This window comes from Kitasatospora sp. NPDC093806 (assembly GCF_040683335.1).
Classification (GTDB): domain Bacteria; phylum Actinomycetota; class Actinomycetes; order Streptomycetales; family Streptomycetaceae; genus Kitasatospora.
The window spans coordinates 15,520-32,591 of sequence record NZ_JBFBDO010000050.1; the positions used below are offsets into that span (position 1 = coordinate 15,520).

Here is a 17,072-nt window from a genome sequence, read left to right on the forward strand (position 1 = left end):
GAGATGAGAAAATGACGTATTCCCCTTCGACCCAGACCCCCTCCGCCGAACAGCTGCGGGACCTCCGGTCCTTCATCACCCTGATCGAGCGACAGGCGTCGATCGAACCGCGGGCCGGCGGCCGGACGAGCGAGATCGCCCGCTCCTGGTCCCAGCTCGCCCAGAAGTACTCCAACCTGATCGTCTTCGCGGAGCGGAGCGGGCACGCCGAGGAGGCACGGCGTGCCTGGGTGGTCGTGGTGGACCTGCTCCGGCCGTGGGCCCGCAGCGAGGACCTGCCGGAGTCGCTCCGCGAAGCCGTTGCGGCGGCCTCGGAAGCGCCGTTGGACCCCTGGGCCTGAGCGGACGCCTGCGGTTACCCCGCGGCGAGCGGCACGGCGTCGAGGGGCAGGGTGACCGACGGCACCGAGCCCGGGTTCAGCCGCAGGTGGAGCCCGGAGCCGGCCTCGGCCAGTTGCCGGCAGCTCACGGTGACGCTGCCCGGCCACTCCTCGGGGAGGTAGCCGGCGGAGGTGCACGCGTCGAGGACGAGCCGGCCCTCGCCGTCCGTCTGCACGTAGAACTCGGACGTCCCCGGCATCGCGAGCACCAGCACCTCCGCCTCGCCGAGCGCCTCGGCGAGCCGGCCCTCGTCGCCGTACCCGGCCGCGGCCAGCTGCAGGGCCGCCTCCAGCGCGTTCTCCGGCCGGGTCCAGCCCCGGGCCTGCGGCGACGGGCGGTAGTTGGGGTTGTGGACGAAGCGGGCGATCGCGCCCGAGTGGTCGACCTGGTACCCGCCGATGATGCCGTGCGGGGGGACCGTGCCGGCCGGATCGAACGCCGGGTCGACCGCGTAGAGCATGCTCCCGGGCCGACGGCGCGCCTCGGCGCGCATCTCGGGAGTGATCGGAGGTGCGACGGGAGCAGTGGGAACGGTCATCGGGGTCCTCGGTGCGTCAAAGCAGGATCAGAGCGGGATCAGCGGGATCGGAGTGATCGACGGGATCAGGGGGTCCTCGTCCAGCCCGGCGGCAGGTGGCTGCCCGGCGGGTTCACGCCGGCGCTCGGTTTGTAGTTCGGGTTCGGTATGAAGTCCCCGTACTTCCCGTTGCCGAGCACCTCCTGCACCCCCTTGATGTTCTCCGGCTTGATCCCGCCCGGGAACACGACCTCCTTCTCGTAGTCGAAGATGGAGGAGTCGTTCTTGAACGTCGCGTTGATGTCGATGCCGCCCGGCGCGTCGACGTCGTAGCGCCACTGGCGGCCCTGGCCCAGCTTGAGGTCGGCGTCCCGCGTGGTGCCGACGTACACGGAGCGCTCGTTGGCGGTGGCGTACCGCCGGAGGTTCATCTCCGTGGTGTTCCAGGGCTCGAAGCCCTTCTCGAACACCTCGGCGTGCGCGCGGTCGTCGAACCGCCACAGCGGCTCCTTGGTGTCCCGCCACACCGGGTCGTGGGTGATGTCGTCGACCTTGAAGTCCTTCTTGACGGCGACCTTCAGCTTGTCGGCGTCGGAGGCGGCCTTCTTCGCGGCGGCCTCCTTCGCCGCCTGCTCGGCGGATTCCTTGGCCGCCTTCTCGGCCGCCTCCTTGGCGGCCTTCTCCGCCGCTTCCTGGGCGGCCTTCTCGCCGGCGTTCTTGGCGACGGCGAGGGCCTCGCGTTCGGCGACGGTGGCGGCCGTGCCGCCGCCACCGGTGCCGGCGCCGATCAGGAGGTTGCCGAAGAGCCTGCCGCCCGCCTCGGACGGGTCGTTCCCCCAGCCGCTGCCGACCAGGCCCTTGAGCAGGTCGACGGGGTGGTCCCCGGCCGTGATCAGGCCGGCGGTGATGGTGGACAGGCCGTCGACGTACTGGGCGGGGTGGGTGAGGTTGTACGGGTCGTACGGGTTCAGCGAGCGGCCGAGCTTGAGCAGATCGGTGCCGCTCTTGATGATCCCGCCGGTGAAGTGCTGGTACATCACCGGTGCGCCCATCAGGCCGTCCTTGACGTTGGCCTTCAGCATCTGCATCTTGCTCGGCATGTTCGGCGCCGACTGGACCAGCGCGGAGATGGCGGCGGTGGCCGTACGCGCGGCGGAGTCCCGCTGGGTGCGGGCGGCTTCCAGCTTCTCCACGGCGTGCTTGAACTCGGCTTCCGCCGGGTCCTTGAACTCCCCGGGATCGGTCGGCGGGGTGGCCGGACGCTTGTCGGCCGGAGTGGAGTTGTAGGCCTTGGCCTGCAGGTCGTAGGTCATGGCGGCCTCCATCCACGCCTTGACCGCCGCGTCGGACTTCTTCTTGGCCGCCTTCCACATCCGGGCGGCCTCGGCCGCCTCGCCCTGCGCCCAGGTGACGGTGTGCGCGAACGTCTCCAGGGTGGTGGCGGCCTTGCCGAACGCGTCGGCGGCGGTCAGCCACTGCTTGGGCTGCGGCTGGAAGGCCTTCCGGAACGCCTCCGCGGCGTCCCCGGTCCAGTGCTCGTGGTCGAGCCTGGCCAGGCCGGAGCCGGTCTTGTCGAAGGCGTCGTGGAACTTCTTCAGGTGCCCGGCGACCTCGTTGATCTTCTTCGCGTCGCCGTGCACCAGTTCCTTCGGGTCGTCGGTCTGGTCGAGGCCGCGTTCGCCGACCTTCAGCCCGGCCCCGTCGGCGACGTCGTCGCCCCACCCGTTGACCTTCTGCGCGGCGCCGTGCAGCCCGACCTCGTCCAGCAGGTCGCCGGTCAGGTGCGAGCCCTTCTGCAGGACCTTCGCGCCGCCCTTGACGTGGACGTCGACGAACTTGTCGGCCGCGTCCACCACATCGGTGAGACTGAATGACAGGCCCATCAGCCGTTGCCCCCCGCCATCTCGGCCAGCTTCTTGTTGAGGCCGAACGGGCCCTCGGCCTTCTCCTTGGCGACGTCCTTCCAGGTCTTCTTCATGTTGTCGAACGTCTTCTCCGCCGACTCCGGGGAGAAGTCGGGGTTGGTGACCTGGGTGTACGGGTTGTCACCCCACACCTCGTCCCAGGACTTGCCCTCGATCTGCTCCTCGGTCTGGTGCGGATTGCCCATCCCGGCGGCCACGACGTCCTTCAGCAGGCCGTCCGCGTACTTCTCCTGCTCGTGGTAGAAACCGGCCGACAGCCCGAGCTTGCCCGCGATGTCCGTGCCCTCCTGCACCAGCTTCCGGACGCCCCACGACCAGCGCTCACAGAACCCGGTGAACATGTTCCCCAGCGCCGGGTCACCGGCCTCCATGCCGGTCAGCTCCAGCTCCGAGAAGCCCCGCCCGGACTCCGCGAACCCCGCGATCCCGAGCTTCTGCAACTCCTCGATCGCGCCGTTGATGCCCTCTTCCGCGAGCTTCAGCGCCTGCGGATCGACTCCGAATCCCGGCCCCGCCATATCAGCCTTCCCCCGTCACAGCCGTCGGCCCGTCCAGGGCCACCTCGTCCGGCACGATGCCCCGCATCGGCGGGAACAGCATCGGTTCCGCCCCCGCCGCGTCCAGCGCCACGCCGCCGGGCACCCCCAGGGCGGGCACCGCGACGTCCAGCAGGCGTGAACCGAGCACCGTCAGATAGGGCAGGCCGTCCACCGGGAGGTCCTTCAGCCGGGCGAACGCGGCGAGCTCCTCCTCCGACGTGAACGCGTGGATCCACCGCAGTCCCTCGTAGTCGGCGGTCCACACCGCCTCGTCGCCCCAGCGCGGCACGAGCACCGCGCTCAACCGGAACTGAGCCAGCAGCAGGGCGGGGTCACCCGCCCCCGCCCGCATCATCCGTACCTGGTGCACCAAACCGGCGTTCCGCATGATCCCCCGATCGTCCAGCCCGATTCGATGATCACTTTAATGCACGCATCTGGGACGGAACGCCAGCTATGCCGCCTGCCGGGCATGTTGCCCACCAGTCACAGGAGCCCCGACAAACACAGGAGCCCCAATACGCGCAGGGGCCCCCGGCACCGCCGTCGCCGAGGGCGAACGCGGTGCCGGAGGCCCCTGGGGAAGCGGGGGACGGAGACCCTCAGGCGTCCAGGCGAAGGGGCTCGCCGGTGCGGTGGAGGTGGGCGACGATCTCGCGGTAGGAGTGGAACAGCCCGGTCTCGTAGTACGGGATGCCCTTCTCGGCGCAGAACTCGCGGGTGAGCTGGGCGGCGCGGCCGAGGGCGGGGGTGGGCATGCTCGGGAAGAGGTGGTGCTCGATCTGGTAGTTGAGGCCGCCCATGAACGCGTCGATGGCGGCGCTGCCGCGCACGTTGCGGGAGGTCAGCACCTGGCGGCGGAGGAAGTCGAGCTTCATCTCGGGCGTCACCATCAGCATGCCCTTGTGGTTGGGCGCGAAGACGGAGCCCAGGTAGACGCCGAGCAGCGCCTGGTGGACGGCGAGGAAGGCGACCGCCTTGCCGGCCGGGAGGGCGGCGAAGACGGCCCCGAAGTACCCCACGAAGTGCAGGACGAGCAGGGTGCCCTCCAGGTAGGGCCGCTTCATGATCGGGCTGCGCAGCGCGCGGAAGCTGTTGTAGCTGAGGTTGAGGCCCTCCAGCGTGAGCAGCGGCAGGAACAGGAAGGCCAGCCGCTTCCCGATGAAGCGGGCGTGCCCGGTCGACTTCCGCGCCTGGTCCTGGGACCACACCACGATGTCGGGGGCGACGTCCGGGTCCCGGCCCTCGTGGTTGGGGTTGGCGTGGTGGCGGGTGTGCTTGTTCATCCACCAGCCGTAGCTCATGCCCATCAGCAGGTTGGCGGCGATCCGGCCGCCGATCTCGCTCTCCCGGCGCCCGTTGAACACCTGACGGTGCGCCAGGTCATGCGATATCAGCCCGAGTTGGGCGAAGACGACGGCCATCCCGGCGGCCAGCGCGAGCTGCAGCCAGGTGTCGCCCAGCGCGAACATCGCCCACCAGCCCCCGGCGAACGCGGCCAGCACGAGGCCGATGCGCACGGTGTAGTAGACGGGGCGTCGGTCGAGCAGCCCCTCGGCGGCTATGCGACGGCCCAGCTGGGCGAAGTCGCTGCCGACGGTCTCGGACCGGGGCGCGTCCGGGGGGCGGACGGGGGCTGCGGGCAGTGTCGCGGACTCAGCGCTCATGGTCGAGAAGTCTGGTCGGCCGCCGCTGCCCGGGGAACCGGAGTAACCCCCCTCTTCAAGGGGGAGTTAACCCCCCCATCGGCCGGGGGGCCACCCGAGTCACGTATGCTGCCAGCAGGTCGTGTGTGGGGCGGGGCCGGTAACCCGGGAGCCGATGTGCCCGTGCGTAGTGCCCGGTGGCTGCGGGAGTCGAGGGGGAAGGCGACGGCGCGGCTGTGGCGGTCGTTGCGGCCGCACGCCGAGCCCCTGCCCTGGTTGCGGGACGGTCTGGTGGCCGCCCGGCGCGGTCTCGCGGTGGCCCTGCTCTCCCAGCTCGGCGCCCTCCCGCTGTTCGTGCTCTCGGTGGTATCGCTGGTGCTGCTGCCGGTGGGCGTCGGGTTCATCACCCTGCCGATCGCGCTGTTCGCCGTCCGCGGCCTGGCCGACCTGCATCGGCGACTGCTGGGCAGCTGGTGCGGGATCGCCATCCCCAGCCCCTACCACCCGCGGGTCGGCGCCGACTTCGAGCTGCTGGACGTGCCGAGCAGCGTGCGCTCCTGCCGCCGGCTGCTGACCGACCGGTCGACCTGGCGGGACCTGCTGTGGGCGCTGATCGACGTCCCGGTCGGACTGCTGCTCGGCCTCCTGCCCGGCTGGCTGATGATCTACGGCATCCACGGCGTGTTCGCGACCCCGCTGTTCTGGCCGCTGATGGACCCCGGCTACGGGTACGGGCTGCTCTGGCCCGTGCACAGCGCGGGCGCGGCGGCGCTCTCCTTCCTCCAGGGCCTGGGCATCCTCGCCCTCGGCTTCTGGAGCGCGCCCCGGCTGCTGCACGCCCACAGCCGGCTCACCCGCCGGCTGCTCGCCCCGACCACCGAGGCCTACCTCGCCCGCCGGGTCGCGGAGCTGACCGAGACCCGGCTGGCGGCGGTGGACGCGCAGGCCGCCGAGCTGCGGCGGATCGAACGGGACCTGCACGACGGCGCTCAGGCCCGGCTGGTGGCGATCGGGCTCAAGCTCGGCCTGGCCTCGCAGATGTTCCGCAAGGACCCGGACACCGCGTACCGGCTGCTGGCCGACGCCCGCGAGGCCAGCGCCCAGGCCCTGGCCGACCTGCGGGACCTGGTCCGGGGCATCCACCCGCCGGTGCTCGCCGAGCGGGGCCTCGACGGCGCCGTCCGCGCGCTGGCCCTGGACCTGCCGATCCCGGTCGAGGTCGACATCGACCTGCCCGGCCGGCCGGAGCCGCCGGTCGAGTCGGCGGGCTATTTCGCGGTCGCCGAGGCGCTCGCCAACGTGGCCAAGCACAGCGCCGCCAGCTGCGCCTGGGTCCGGCTCGGCTACGCCGACGGGCGGCTGCGGCTGGCCGTCGGCGACGACGGGGGCGGGGGCGCGGCCGAACGCGAGGGCGGCGGGCTGCACGGGCTGCGCCGGCGGCTCGCCCCGTTCGACGGGACGCTCGACCTGGACAGTCCGGTGGGCGGGCCCACCACAGTGACGATGGAGTTGCCATGCGTGTTGTGATCGCCGAGGACCTGGCGCTGCTGCGCGAGGGGATCACCCAGCTGCTCACCCTCAACGAGTTCGACGTGGTCGCGGCCGTGGAGGACGGCCCGAGCCTGCTGACGGCCCTGCTGGACCACCGCCCGGACGTCGCGGTCGTCGACGTGCGGCTGCCGCCGACCTTCACCGACGAGGGCCTGCACGCCGTCACCCGGGCCCGCCGCGAACTGCCCGACCTGCCCGTGCTGGTGCTGTCCCAGCACGTGGAGCACCTGTACGCCCGCGAGCTGCTCACCGACCACCGGGGCGGCATCGGCTACCTGCTCAAGGACCGGGTCTTCGAGGTCAGCGAGTTCGTCGACGCGGTCCGGCAGGTGGCGGACGGCGGCACGGTGATGGACACCTCGGTCATCTCCCAGCTGCTGCACCGCAATTCGGCCCGGGAGTCGATGCGCTCGCTGACCGCCCGGGAGCGCGAGGTGCTCGGGCTGATGGCGGAGGGGCGCAGCAACGCGGCGGTGGCGCGGCAGCTGTGCATCACCGAGAAGTCGGTGAGCAAGCACACCAACAACATCTTCGGGAAGCTGGGGCTCGCGCAGTCGGGTGACGACAACCGGCGGGTGCTGGCGGTCCTCGCGCACCTCAACCTCTGAGAGCCTCCGCCCGCGACTCCTCCTGAGGGAGCTGCATCAGGGCAGGTCAGAGGCCCGATCGGCGCTGCCGGACCGGGGTTGACGGACGTTCGGGAGCTCCACCACCCTTCCACTAATTCATTAGTGGAAGGGTACTTCACCGATGCGTCCGTTCCTGCTCCGTCTCCGCCGACCGGGGGTGCCGGCCCGGGTGCTGCCCCGGGTGCTGCCCTGGGGGCTGGCCGGCCTGTTCGCCGTGCTCTACGGCTGCGTCGCCGTCAACCGCCACCGCCGGATCCTGACCCAGGCCTACGACCTGGGCATCTTCGAGCAGGCGGTGCGCGCCTACGCGCACGGCGAGGCGCCCGTCGTCCTGCTCAAGGGGCCCGGCTACCACCTGCTCGGCGACCACTTCCACCCGCTGCTCGCCACCCTCGCCCCGCTGTACCGGGTCTTCCCGAGCGCCGTCACGCTGCTGCTCGCGCAGGCGGTGCTGATGGCGCTGGCCGTCGTGCCGCTCACCCGGTGGGCGTCCGAGGTGGGCGGGTGGCGGCTCGGCGCCGCCGTCGGCGCGCTGACCGGGGTGTCGTGGGGGATCGTCGAGGCGGCCGCCGACGACTTCCACGAGATCGCGTTCGCGGTGCCGCTGCTGGCCTTCGCCGCCACGGCGCTGGGGCGGGGGCGACCGGTCGCGGCGGTGCTGTCGGCGGCGCCGCTGGTGCTGGTGAAGGAGGACCTCGGGCTGACCGTGGCCGTCCTCGGCGTGCTGGTCTTCCGGCGGGCGCCGCGCGGCAGCGGGGCGCGGGCGCTGGGCTTCGGGACGGCGGTGTTCGGCGTCGCCGCCACGGCGCTGACCATGCTGGTGCTGCTGCCGATGTTCAACCCGCAGGGCGGTTTCGACTACTGGGGGCAGCTGGGCACCGGGGACGCGGCGGGCGCGCCGTGGTCGGCGGTGACCCGGCTCGGCTGGCCGCCGCTCAAGTGGCTGCTGCTCGGGCTGGCCGCCGCGACCGCCGGGTTCCTGGGGCTGCGGTCGCCGCTGGCGCTGCTCTGCCTGCCGACCCTCGGCTGGCGGCTGCTCGCCGACAACCCGCACTACTGGGGTGTGACGTACCACTACAGCGCGGTGCTGATGCTGCTGCTGCTGGCGGCCCTGGTGGACGCCCTCGACCGGACGGGCGCGTTCCGTCCGGCGGAGATGCCGGGTGTCAGGGCCACCCGCCGGGCCCGGCGGGCGCTGGTGGTGGCCGGCCTGGTGGCCGTGGTGACGCTCCCCGTCTATCCGCTGCGGGAGGCCGTCACCCCGGGCGCCTGGGACAGCTCGCCCCGGCTCGTCCGGACCCGGGACATGCTCGCCCGGATACCCGACGGCGACACCGTCGCCGCCTCCAACCGGCTGGCCGCGCAGCTGGCCGGGCGGACCACGGTCGGCCTGGTCTGCCGGGAGTCGGCCCCGCAGCCACTGGACGACGGGGTGCCCTACGGGCCGCAGTGGGTGGCCGTCGACCTGGCCGACCCGAGCGTGCACGCGCCGTGCGCGATCGCCGACACGGTCCGGATGCTCGACCGGTACCGGCAACTCGGCTACGGGACGGTCGTGGACGACGGCGACCTGCGCCTGCTCCGCCGCCCGTAGGCCGCGCAGCCGCCCGTAAGCCGCACGGCCGCCCGTAAGCCGCGCGGCAGCAGACCCCCCTGTTCGACTTGACCGCCGCGCCGTGGTCCGCCACGATTCCACTAATAAACTAGTGAAAGGGTGATGCGGGTGTGATCGAATACCGCATCGAGCGGCGCAGCGGCGTCTCCACCTACCAGCAGATCGTGCAGCAGACCAAGCAGGCCCTGCGCCTCGGCGTGCTGCAGCCCGGGGACAAGCTGCCGACCGCGCGGGAAGTGGTCGAACAGACCGCGATCAACCCCAACACCGTGCTCAAGGCCTACCGGGAGCTGGAACGCGAAGGGCTGGTCGAGCCCCGGCCGGGGCTCGGCACCTTCGTCCGAAGATCCCTGGCCCGGCCGGAGGCGGCCGCCGACGGGCCGCTGCGCGCGGGGCTGGTGGGGTGGGTCGACGAGGCCCGCGCGGCGGGGCTCGACCGCGAGGACATCGCCGCGCTGATGGCCTCGGTACTGGAGCAGCGCTTCGAGACCGGGGTCCCCGGCGCCCCGGCGGCGCCGAACACGTCAACCGGGCCGGCGGATCCGGCCGAGTCGAACAGAGAGGGCGGGGGGACCGCATGACGGACTCGACAGCACCGACGCACGCGATATCCACCCAGGACGCCCCGGAACGGGGGGACGGCCGGCCGGCGGTCGAGGCCGTGGGCCTGGGGAAGCGCTACCGGGGTGACTCCTGGGCGCTGCGCGACTGCGACTTCGCCGTCCCGGCCGGCCGGATCTGCGGCGTGGTCGGCGCCAACGGGGCCGGCAAGAGCACCCTGCTCACCCTGGCCGCCCGCCTGATCGCCCCCACCGAGGGGGAGTTGCGGGTGTTCGGTGAGACCTCGGACACGCCGGAGCTGCGGGCCCGGGTCGCCTACCTGACCCAGGAGAAGCCGCTCTACCCGTCGTTCACGGTGGCCGAGACGCTCCGCATCGGACGCGAGCTCAACCCGCACTGGGACGAGGAGGCGGCCCACCGGGTCGTCGAGCTGGGCGAGTTGCACCCGCGGTCACGGATCGGCGCGCTCTCCGGCGGCCAGCGCACCCGGGTGGCCCTCGCGCTCGCCCTCGGCAAGCGCGCCGACCTGCTCCTCCTCGACGAGCCGATGGCCGACCTCGACCCGCTCGCCCGCCACGACCTGATGGGCCTGCTGATGGCCGAGGCCGCCGAGCGCGGCACCACCATCCTGGTCTCCTCGCACATCCTGCCCGAACTCGACGGCGTCATCGACCACTTGCTGCTGGTGCAGGCGGGGCGGATCCGGCTGGCCGGCGACCTGGAGGAGATCCTGGACGGCCACCAGCTGCTGACCGGCATGGCCGCCGGCGCCGAGCTCCCCGACGGCCTCGCGGTGGAGCGGCGGGTCCGGGGCCGCCAGGTGACCGCGCTGCTGCGCACCGGGGAGCCGGTGGACGGCCCGTGGGAGCTGAGCCGCCCGAGCCTGGAGGAGCTGCTGCTGGCCTACCTCCGCACCCCGCCGGGCACCCCGCCCGCCCCGACCGCCCCCTTCGACCGCGAGGCCGCCGCATGAGCGCCAGTACGCTGACCAGCCCGGCCGCCCCGGCCGCCGCCGACCGTCCGGCCGCCGCGGCCCCGCCCGCCCGCCGGATCCGCGGCGTCTGGTGGCTGACCTGGCGGCAGACCCGGGTGACCGCGCGGACGGTGGGGATCCTGCTGCTCCTGGCCGTCGTCGCCCTGGTCGCGTTCCACTTCCTGCACCAGGAGCTGGTCGAGCGCGTGCGCCAGAGCAACTGCTACCCGGCCGGCCGCTGGTCGGACACCGGCTGCTGGGTGCGGGTCGGCCGGGTCGAGATGCTGGGCCGGGCCTTCACGGACATCGTGCAGCCGGCCGTGACCGCCGTCCCCGTGCTGCTCGGGATGTTCCTCGGCGGGCCGCTGCTCGCCCAGGAGTACGAGCGCGGCACCGTCCGGATGGTCCTGGCGCAGTCCGTCACCCCGCGCCGTTGGCTGGCCGCCCGGCTCGCCGTCCCCGGCGCGGTGGTCCTGGTGTCGACCGGCGTGCTGGCCGTCCTGACCAGCTGGGTGTGGTGGGCCGACATCATCCACGGGCCGGTGGTCTTCGACCCGCCGTTCCAGGGCTTCACCTACTCGGTGCTGGGCCCGATCCCGGTCGTCTGGTCGCTGTTCGCGGTCGCGCTCGGGGTGCTGGTCGGACAGTTGCTGCGGCGGACGGTCGCCGCCGTGCTGGTGAGCGGCGTGCTGGTGGCGGTCGCGCACGCGGTGGTGTTCGCGCTCCGCCCGTACTTCTATCCGATGGTCGAGCAGGAACTGCCGTACGACCGCATGATGGGCGGCTTCATGCAGCCCGCCAACGCCTGGCTGGTGGAGCGCGGGGTGGTGCTCGCGGACGGCACCCGGCTGACCGAGGACGCGTGCACGTCGTCGGCGGCGGACTGCTCCGAGGCGGTGCTGTCCTGGGGCCGATTCCACCCGGTCTCGCACCTGGTGCCCATCCAGCTCGTCGAGGCGGGCCTGCTGCTCGCGCTCACCGCCCTGATCCTGTTCGTCGTCTTCCGCCGGCTCACCCGCGCCGGGGTCTGACCCGGGGCCGGCGCATGGGGTGTGACGTGGATCACGCGAAGCAGGCCGCGTCGCGGCGATGAGTTCCGCGCGGCACGGCAGTCTTCATTCACGTAAACGTCGGCAACCCCGCGGGAACACCACCCGGAACGAGGAAACGAGAGCCCCATGCGCATCGTGATCAGCGAGTTCATCAGCCTGGACGGCGTGGTGCAGGCCCCGGGCGGCCCCAAGGAGGACACCGACGGAGGCTTTGCGCACGGCGGCTGGACGGGCCCGTTCTTCGAGCCGGAGACGGTGGGCGCGGCCTTCGACGACGCGCTCTCCAAGGCCGACGCGCTGCTCTTCGGCCGCCGCACCTGGCAGACCATGGCCGCCGCCTGGCCCGCCCGGGCCGGCGACCCGTTCGCCGACCGGATGAACGCGATCCGCAAGTACGTCGTCTCGGACACCCTGGACGACGCGGAGCTCGGCTGGGCGAACACCACCCGGCTCACCGGTGCCGACGTCGCGGCCGGCCTCAAGGAGCTGCGCGCGGCCGAGGGCGGCGACCTGCTGGTCATGGGCAGCCCGACCCTGGTGCGCAGCCTGCTGAGCGAGGACCTGGTCGACGAGCTCCGGCTGATGATCATGCCGGTGCTGCTCGGTGGCGGTAAGACGATCTTCCCGGCGGAGGGCGCGATGCGCACCCTGGAGCTGGTCTCCACCGTCACCAGCGGCACCGGTGTGCACGTGTGCACCTACCGCCGGGCGGCTGCCACGGCCTGAGCCTTTACGCGCGCCGGGCCCGCACCGAGTACGGTGCGGGCCCGGCGCGCGTTTTCGAGGGTTCAGGCCGCCGAGCAGCCGCAGGAGCGGCGGACCACCAGGCGGGCCGGGAACATCCGGGCCCCGCCGGCCGACGCTGGCTCCCCGTCCGCCCGCTCGCCGAGCACCAGGTCGACGGCGGCGTGCGCCATCTCCTCCTGCGCGGTCGCCACGCTGGTCAGCGGCGGGCCGGCGATCACCGCCTCCGCGATGTCGTCGAACCCGACCACCGCGAGGTCCTCCGGCACCCGGATGCCCAGGTCGTCGGCGGCCCGCAGCAGGCCGATCGCCTGGTCGTCGGTCGCGCAGAAGACGGCGGACGGCCGGTCGGCGCGCGCCAGCAGCACGAGCGCCTCCCGGTGCGCCCGCACGCGGTCGAACGGCGCCGCGGTCAGCCGGCCCTTGGTGGACAGGCCCGCCTCGGTCAGGGCGGCGGCCCAGCCGGCGGTCCGGACGGTCACCGGGTCGCTCGGGCTGAGCGCGAAGGTGCCGCCGAAGCAGTGCACCGTGGCGTGCCCGTGGCCGAGCAGGTGGCGCACGACCTCCCGGGCCCCGCCCTCGTCGTCCGCGACGACCGCGACCCCCTGCTCGGTCTCGGCGCGGTGGTGCAGCAGCACGACCGGCGTCCCGTCGGGGGAGTCGACGCCGGTGACCCCGGGCGCGGACGGGTCCTGGGTGACCAGGATCAGACCGTCCACCTGCATGCCGAGGAAGGCGCGGATGTAGTGGGCCTCGCGTTCGTTGGCGTAGTCGGAGTTGCCGATCAGCAGCAGGCGCCCGCGCTCCGCGGCCGCCCGCTCCACGGTGTGCGCGAGCTCGGCGAAGAACGGCTGCCGGGCGTCGGGGACGACCATGCCGATCAGGTCGGTGCGGCGCCGGGCCATCGCCTGGGCGACCCGGTTCGGCCGGTACCCCAACTCCTCGACGGCGGCCAGCACCCGCGCGCGCGTCGCGGCGGCCACCGGGCGCGGCCCGTCGTTGATCACATAACTCACGACCGCGGTAGACGTCCCCGCCACCCTCGCCACGTCGTCCCGCGTCACCCTTGCCATGCCAGCGAGCCTACACACCGCCGCTGACCGGCCTCCCGACGATTTCACCCGCTGGACGGGCCGGGCCGTCGCGGCGGCCCGCCGGACCCCTTTCGGTCGTCTCCGGCGGGCCGCGCGGGTTCAGTCTTCAGCCGGCGGCCGCCCCGACCGCCGTCGCCACCGGGACGTCCCCGCCGATCAGCTCCAGCGTCCGGCCGGCGGTCCCCGGCTCGTCGAGCAGGGCGGCGAGCACCGCCGCCACGTCGTCCCGGGTGACCCGGCCGCGCCCGGTGGACTCGGCCACCGTCACCAGACCGGTGCCCGGCTCGTCGGTCAGCTGCCCGGGCCGCAGGACGGTCCAGTCGAGTCCGGGCCGGGCCCGGACGTCGGCGTCCGCCGCGCCCTTGGCCCGCAGGTAGGCGGCGAAGACCGGGTCGGTGCCCGCCGGGGGCTCGCGGTCCGCGCCCATGGCGGACACCACCAGGAAGCGGCGCACCCCGGCGGCCTCGGCCGCGTCCGCGAACAGGGCGCAGGCCGCGCGGTCGACGGTGTCCTTGCGGCCCGCCCCGCTGCCCGGCCCCGCCCCGGCGGCGAACACGGCCGCGTCCGCACCCTCCAGGTGCCGGGCGAGGTCCCCGACCGCGGCCGACTCCAGGTCGCACACGATGGGCTCGGCACCCGCCGCCAGCAGGTCACCCGCCTGTTCCGGCGCGCGGATGAGCCCCGCCACCTCGTCCCCGCGTGCGGCGAGCAGGCGCTCCAGCCGCAACGCGATCTGACCATGACCACCGGCGATGACAATGCGCATGGACGCGAACGTACGCCCTGCGGCGCCCCACGCGCCGGAGAACCCGCGACGCCCCACCCTGATGAACCCGGCCGGGCCCGGGCCCGGGCCCGGGCCCGCCCGGGGCGTCGGCCTCCGGTCGGGAGCCGCCCCCATCCCACCGCCCGGCGATGCGTGTGCCCGGGCGGCGCGGCCGCGTCCGACCTGGTCCGGAGGACGCTCCCTGGCCGGCGGCGCCGCGATCGGGTCCGGCGTCCGACCGACCGCCGCTACCGGGCCCACCGCCGCCGCCAGACGTCACCCGGAACGGGATCCGGCCCGGGCCGCTCAGTAGGCGTGGTCGGCGGTGACGTCCGCCGAGAGGCGCAGGGCGTGTTCGGCGGGCTCGCCGCGCAGGGTGAGCAGGGTGAGCGTCAGCGCGTCCAGCACCGTCAGGTGGGCGATCCGGCTGGCGGTGGTCTCCAGGCCGAAGACGAGGTCCTGGCCGCCGGCGACCAGGGTGTGGCTCGCGGTCTCGGTGAGCGGGGAGCGGGCGTAGCCGGTGAGCGCGACCACGGCGGCGCCGTTGGCGCGGGCGTGCCGGGCGGCGTCCACCACCGTCCGGGTCGAGCCGGTGTGGCTGACGGCCAGGCAGGCGGCGGTGGGCGGCAGCTGGGCGGCGGCCAGCTGCGCGGTGAGCGGGTCGGCGGGGGAGTCGGCGCGGATGCCGAGGGCGCGCAGCCGGTAGGCGGCGTCCAGGACCACCGCGCCGGACAGTCCGGCCCCGACCACCAGGACGTGGTCGGCCGCGTTCAGCGCCTCGGCCGCCGCCCGCAGGTCCTCGGCGGTCAGCGTGGTGGCGATCCCGTCGAGCGCCTCGCGGGCCGCGCGGACGGTGTCGGTGAGCGCGCGGGCGGCCGGGTCCCGGGTGTCGGCCGGGTCCGGCGCGGGCGCAGGGGCCTGCCGGACGGCGGCGATCTTCAGCTCCTGGTAGCCGCGGAAGCCGAGCCGCTGGCAGGCGCGGACCACCGAGGACGGCGCCGTCCCGGCCAGCGCGGCGACGTCGCTCACGCTGAGGTCCACCAGGTCCGCGCCGCGGGTGAGCACCACCTGGGCGACCCGCGCCTCGGTGCCGCGCAGCTCGCCCAGGTGCGCGCGGATGTGTGCGGCCAGCTGTGACTCCAGCGGAGAAAATTCGGAACGCTCTTCCATGGTTCCAGGGTATCGTGGAAATCCGTTCCGAGGCGTTCCGAGTCCGTCTCGTGGGAGGGGAGTCCCGCATGTCCGTCACCGTCCCCGTCGTCGTCCTGGCCGCCGCCGTGCTGCACGCGGTCTGGAACGGGCTGGCCCACCGGATCAAGGACAAGCTGGTCGGCTTCGCCCTGATCAACCTCGCGTACACCGCGTGCGCGGTGGTGCTGGTGGCGCTCAACCCGATCCCGGCCGCCGCGGCCTGGCCGTACCTGATCGCCTCCGTGGTGATGCAGGTGACGTCCCAGGTCCTGCTGCTGCGCGCCTACCAGCTGGGCGACTTCGGGCAGATGTACCCGATCGCGCGCGGCTCGGCGCCGCTGCTGGTGGCGGTGCTGTCGGTGACCGTCCTCGGGGAGGCGCTCGGCGGCGGCGAGGTGCTCGGGGTGGCCGTCATCTGCTGCGGACTGATCGGGCTGGCCCTCGCCCAGGGGATACCCGGGCGGGCGCAGCTGCCCGCGCTCGGGGCGGCCGCCGGCACCGGCGTGATGATCGCCGCGTACACGGTGCTGGACGGCGGCGGCGTCCGGCACGCGGGGACGGTCGGCGGCTACGTCGCGTGGCTGTTCCTGCTCCAGGGGCCCGCCCTGGCGCTGATCGCCTGGGCGCGCCGGGGGCGGAGCCTGCTGGTCGGGGCCGGTGCGGCGGTCCCGTTCGGGCTGCTCGGCGGGGTGCTCTCGCTGACCGCCTACGGGCTGGTGGTCTGGGCGCAGTCCCGGGGGAGCCTCGCGACCATCGCGGCGCTGCGCGAGACCAGCATCGTGATCGCGGCGCTGATCGCCACCGTGGTCTTCCGCGAGCGGCTGGGGCGGCTGCGGATGGCGGCGAGCGCGACCGTCCTGGCCGGGATAGCCGTCCTGGAGCTGGCCCGCCCCTGAGGCCGGCTCCGGGAACCGACCTCGGGCACGACCGGTGGGGCGTGACCGGGGGGCGCGAGCGGGGAGCGCGCGCGACTCAGGGGACGATGACCGTCAGCGATGTGCGGGTCACCGTGAAACCCATCTCCTCGTAGAGCCGTTGGGCCCGGTTGCCCTCGGTCACGGCCAGGCCGATCTCGGTGGCGCCCCCGGCCGCGACGTCGGCGATGGCGCGGCGCAGCAGGTCCCGGCCGAGGCCCGGGTAGCCGAGCCCCGGGGCGCGGAACACATGGGCGATCCACGGCAGCCCGTCCCAGTCGGTCAGGACGGCGCCGGCCACCACCCGGTCCGTCGCGTCCACGATCAGCGCGCTGGACGGCAGCACCGTGCCGATGACCTGCCCCGAGAGCAGCTCGTCGAGCCGCCGCACCGCGGCCGACTCGTCCGTGCCCTCCTCGGGGCGGTGATCGGGGTGGCCGGGGCCGAAGGCGGCGGTCGACGCCGGGGCCAGCTCCTCGGGCGGCCGGTCGCACGGCACGAGCCGGAGCCCGTCCCGGAGCGGGGTCCGCGCCCAGGACGTCCAGCCCTCGGCGGGCGGCGCGTCGGCCAGGTCGAGGCGCATGGTGTGGCCGTGCCGCAGGGTGGTCGCCCCGCGCCGCAGCAGTTCCTCGCCGAGCGCGACGGGGCCGGAGACCACCCAACCCGCCATGTCGGCCTGGACGCGGTCCGCCAGTTCGGCCGGGTCGGCGTCGGGGTCGATCACCTCCAACAGGTCGGCCCACGGGCGCCCCTCGCGTTCCCCGAGCAGGTACCGCACGACGGGAGCGCCGCCCGGGCCGTATCCGTACTGCCAGTCAGTTTCCTTCTCGGTCACGCTGTTCGTCCGATCCGCGGGAGCCGGCACGTCCTGTCGCCCGCCATACTCCGTGAGCGATCCGGGCGCGGCAAGCGGATGGCGCCGGCACCCGGACGGGGGGCCACGACTGGGACACGGGCTGACCTACACACCCCCT

18 protein-coding genes are annotated in these 17,072 nt (G+C 73.7%); 9 read left to right on the forward strand and 9 right to left on the reverse strand.

All coding sequences use genetic code 11. The features are described from left to right. Positions 1 to 11: 11 nt before the first annotated feature. The gene (locus tag AB0N76_RS22845) at positions 12 to 341 is read left to right on the forward strand and encodes a hypothetical protein (RefSeq protein WP_363559670.1); all 330 of its coding nucleotides are present in this window, start codon (positions 12 to 14) and stop codon (positions 339 to 341) included. 14 nt (positions 342 to 355) lie between these two features. On the opposite strand, the gene AB0N76_RS22850 is transcribed toward AB0N76_RS22845, so the two are convergent. From AB0N76_RS22850 to AB0N76_RS22870, 5 genes are all read right to left on the reverse strand, one after another. Further along, the gene (locus AB0N76_RS22850; protein WP_363559672.1) at positions 356 to 919 is read right to left on the reverse strand and encodes a type VII secretion system-associated protein; all 564 of its coding nucleotides are present in this window, start codon (positions 917 to 919) and stop codon (positions 356 to 358) included. 65 nt (positions 920 to 984) lie between these two features. After that, positions 985 to 2,781, reverse strand: coding sequence for a putative T7SS-secreted protein (locus AB0N76_RS22855; protein WP_363559674.1), 1,797 nt, complete (start codon positions 2,779 to 2,781; stop codon positions 985 to 987). After that, the gene (locus AB0N76_RS22860; protein ID WP_363559676.1) at positions 2,781 to 3,341 is read right to left on the reverse strand and encodes a hypothetical protein; all 561 of its coding nucleotides are present in this window, start codon (positions 3,339 to 3,341) and stop codon (positions 2,781 to 2,783) included. The genes AB0N76_RS22855 and AB0N76_RS22860 overlap by 1 nt, the downstream gene beginning before the upstream one ends. A 1-nt stretch (position 3,342) precedes the next feature. After that, on the reverse strand, positions 3,343 to 3,750 hold the full coding sequence (locus AB0N76_RS22865) for a hypothetical protein (protein WP_363559678.1): 408 nt from the start codon (positions 3,748 to 3,750) through the stop codon (positions 3,343 to 3,345). 214 nt (positions 3,751 to 3,964) lie between these two features. Further along, on the reverse strand, positions 3,965 to 5,029 hold the full coding sequence (locus AB0N76_RS22870) for an acyl-CoA desaturase (RefSeq protein ID WP_363559680.1): 1,065 nt from the start codon (positions 5,027 to 5,029) through the stop codon (positions 3,965 to 3,967). Positions 5,030 to 5,185: 156 nt separating this feature from the next. Between AB0N76_RS22870 and AB0N76_RS22875 the strand changes: the two genes are divergently transcribed. The 7 genes from AB0N76_RS22875 to AB0N76_RS22905 all read left to right on the forward strand — a co-directional run bounded on the left by AB0N76_RS22875 (position 5,186) and on the right by AB0N76_RS22905 (position 12,115). Then, entirely contained in the window at positions 5,186 to 6,535 is a 1,350-nt protein-coding gene (locus tag AB0N76_RS22875) for a sensor domain-containing protein (RefSeq protein WP_363559682.1), read from the forward strand. Beyond that, positions 6,523 to 7,167 carry a response regulator transcription factor gene (locus AB0N76_RS22880; protein ID WP_363559684.1) on the forward strand — a complete coding sequence of 215 codons (645 nt, stop codon included), beginning with the start codon at positions 6,523 to 6,525 and terminating at the stop codon, positions 7,165 to 7,167. Before AB0N76_RS22875 ends, AB0N76_RS22880 begins: the two co-directional genes overlap by 13 nt. A gap of 142 nt (positions 7,168 to 7,309) precedes the next feature. After that, on the forward strand, positions 7,310 to 8,782 hold the full coding sequence (locus tag AB0N76_RS22885) for a DUF2079 domain-containing protein (RefSeq protein ID WP_363559686.1): 1,473 nt from the start codon (positions 7,310 to 7,312) through the stop codon (positions 8,780 to 8,782). A 131-nt stretch (positions 8,783 to 8,913) separates the two neighbouring features. Continuing rightward, entirely contained in the window at positions 8,914 to 9,384 is a 471-nt protein-coding gene (locus AB0N76_RS22890; RefSeq protein ID WP_363559688.1) for a GntR family transcriptional regulator, read from the forward strand. After that, on the forward strand, positions 9,381 to 10,337 hold the full coding sequence (locus tag AB0N76_RS22895) for an ABC transporter ATP-binding protein (protein WP_363559690.1): 957 nt from the start codon (positions 9,381 to 9,383) through the stop codon (positions 10,335 to 10,337). The genes AB0N76_RS22890 and AB0N76_RS22895 overlap by 4 nt, the downstream gene beginning before the upstream one ends. Further along, positions 10,334 to 11,368, forward strand: coding sequence for a hypothetical protein (locus AB0N76_RS22900; protein WP_363559692.1), 1,035 nt, complete (start codon positions 10,334 to 10,336; stop codon positions 11,366 to 11,368). Before AB0N76_RS22895 ends, AB0N76_RS22900 begins: the two co-directional genes overlap by 4 nt. A 147-nt stretch (positions 11,369 to 11,515) precedes the next feature. Next, entirely contained in the window at positions 11,516 to 12,115 is a 600-nt protein-coding gene (locus AB0N76_RS22905) for a dihydrofolate reductase family protein (protein ID WP_363559694.1), read from the forward strand. Positions 12,116 to 12,177: 62 nt separating this feature from the next. On the opposite strand, the gene AB0N76_RS22910 is transcribed toward AB0N76_RS22905, so the two are convergent. The 3 genes from AB0N76_RS22910 to AB0N76_RS22920 form a co-directional block, all read right to left on the reverse strand. Further along, positions 12,178 to 13,206 carry a LacI family DNA-binding transcriptional regulator gene (locus tag AB0N76_RS22910; RefSeq protein ID WP_363559696.1) on the reverse strand — a complete coding sequence of 343 codons (1,029 nt, stop codon included), beginning with the start codon at positions 13,204 to 13,206 and terminating at the stop codon, positions 12,178 to 12,180. A 127-nt stretch (positions 13,207 to 13,333) separates the two neighbouring features. Continuing rightward, positions 13,334 to 13,993 carry an NAD(P)H-binding protein gene (locus tag AB0N76_RS22915; protein WP_363559698.1) on the reverse strand — a complete coding sequence of 220 codons (660 nt, stop codon included), beginning with the start codon at positions 13,991 to 13,993 and terminating at the stop codon, positions 13,334 to 13,336. A gap of 306 nt (positions 13,994 to 14,299) precedes the next feature. Continuing rightward, positions 14,300 to 15,163: a MurR/RpiR family transcriptional regulator gene (locus AB0N76_RS22920; protein WP_363559700.1), complete on the reverse strand. Its 864-nt coding sequence runs from the start codon at positions 15,161 to 15,163 to the stop codon at positions 14,300 to 14,302. A 68-nt stretch (positions 15,164 to 15,231) separates the two neighbouring features. Between AB0N76_RS22920 and AB0N76_RS22925 the strand changes: the two genes are divergently transcribed. Next, complete coding sequence (locus AB0N76_RS22925; RefSeq protein WP_363559702.1) at positions 15,232 to 16,080, forward strand: DMT family transporter; 849 nt, start codon at positions 15,232 to 15,234, stop codon at positions 16,078 to 16,080. A gap of 76 nt (positions 16,081 to 16,156) precedes the next feature. Here the strand turns inward: AB0N76_RS22925 and AB0N76_RS22930 are convergent, their stop codons facing one another. After that, the gene (locus tag AB0N76_RS22930; protein WP_363559704.1) at positions 16,157 to 16,933 is read right to left on the reverse strand and encodes a GNAT family N-acetyltransferase; all 777 of its coding nucleotides are present in this window, start codon (positions 16,931 to 16,933) and stop codon (positions 16,157 to 16,159) included. Positions 16,934 to 17,072: the final 139 nt, after the last annotated feature.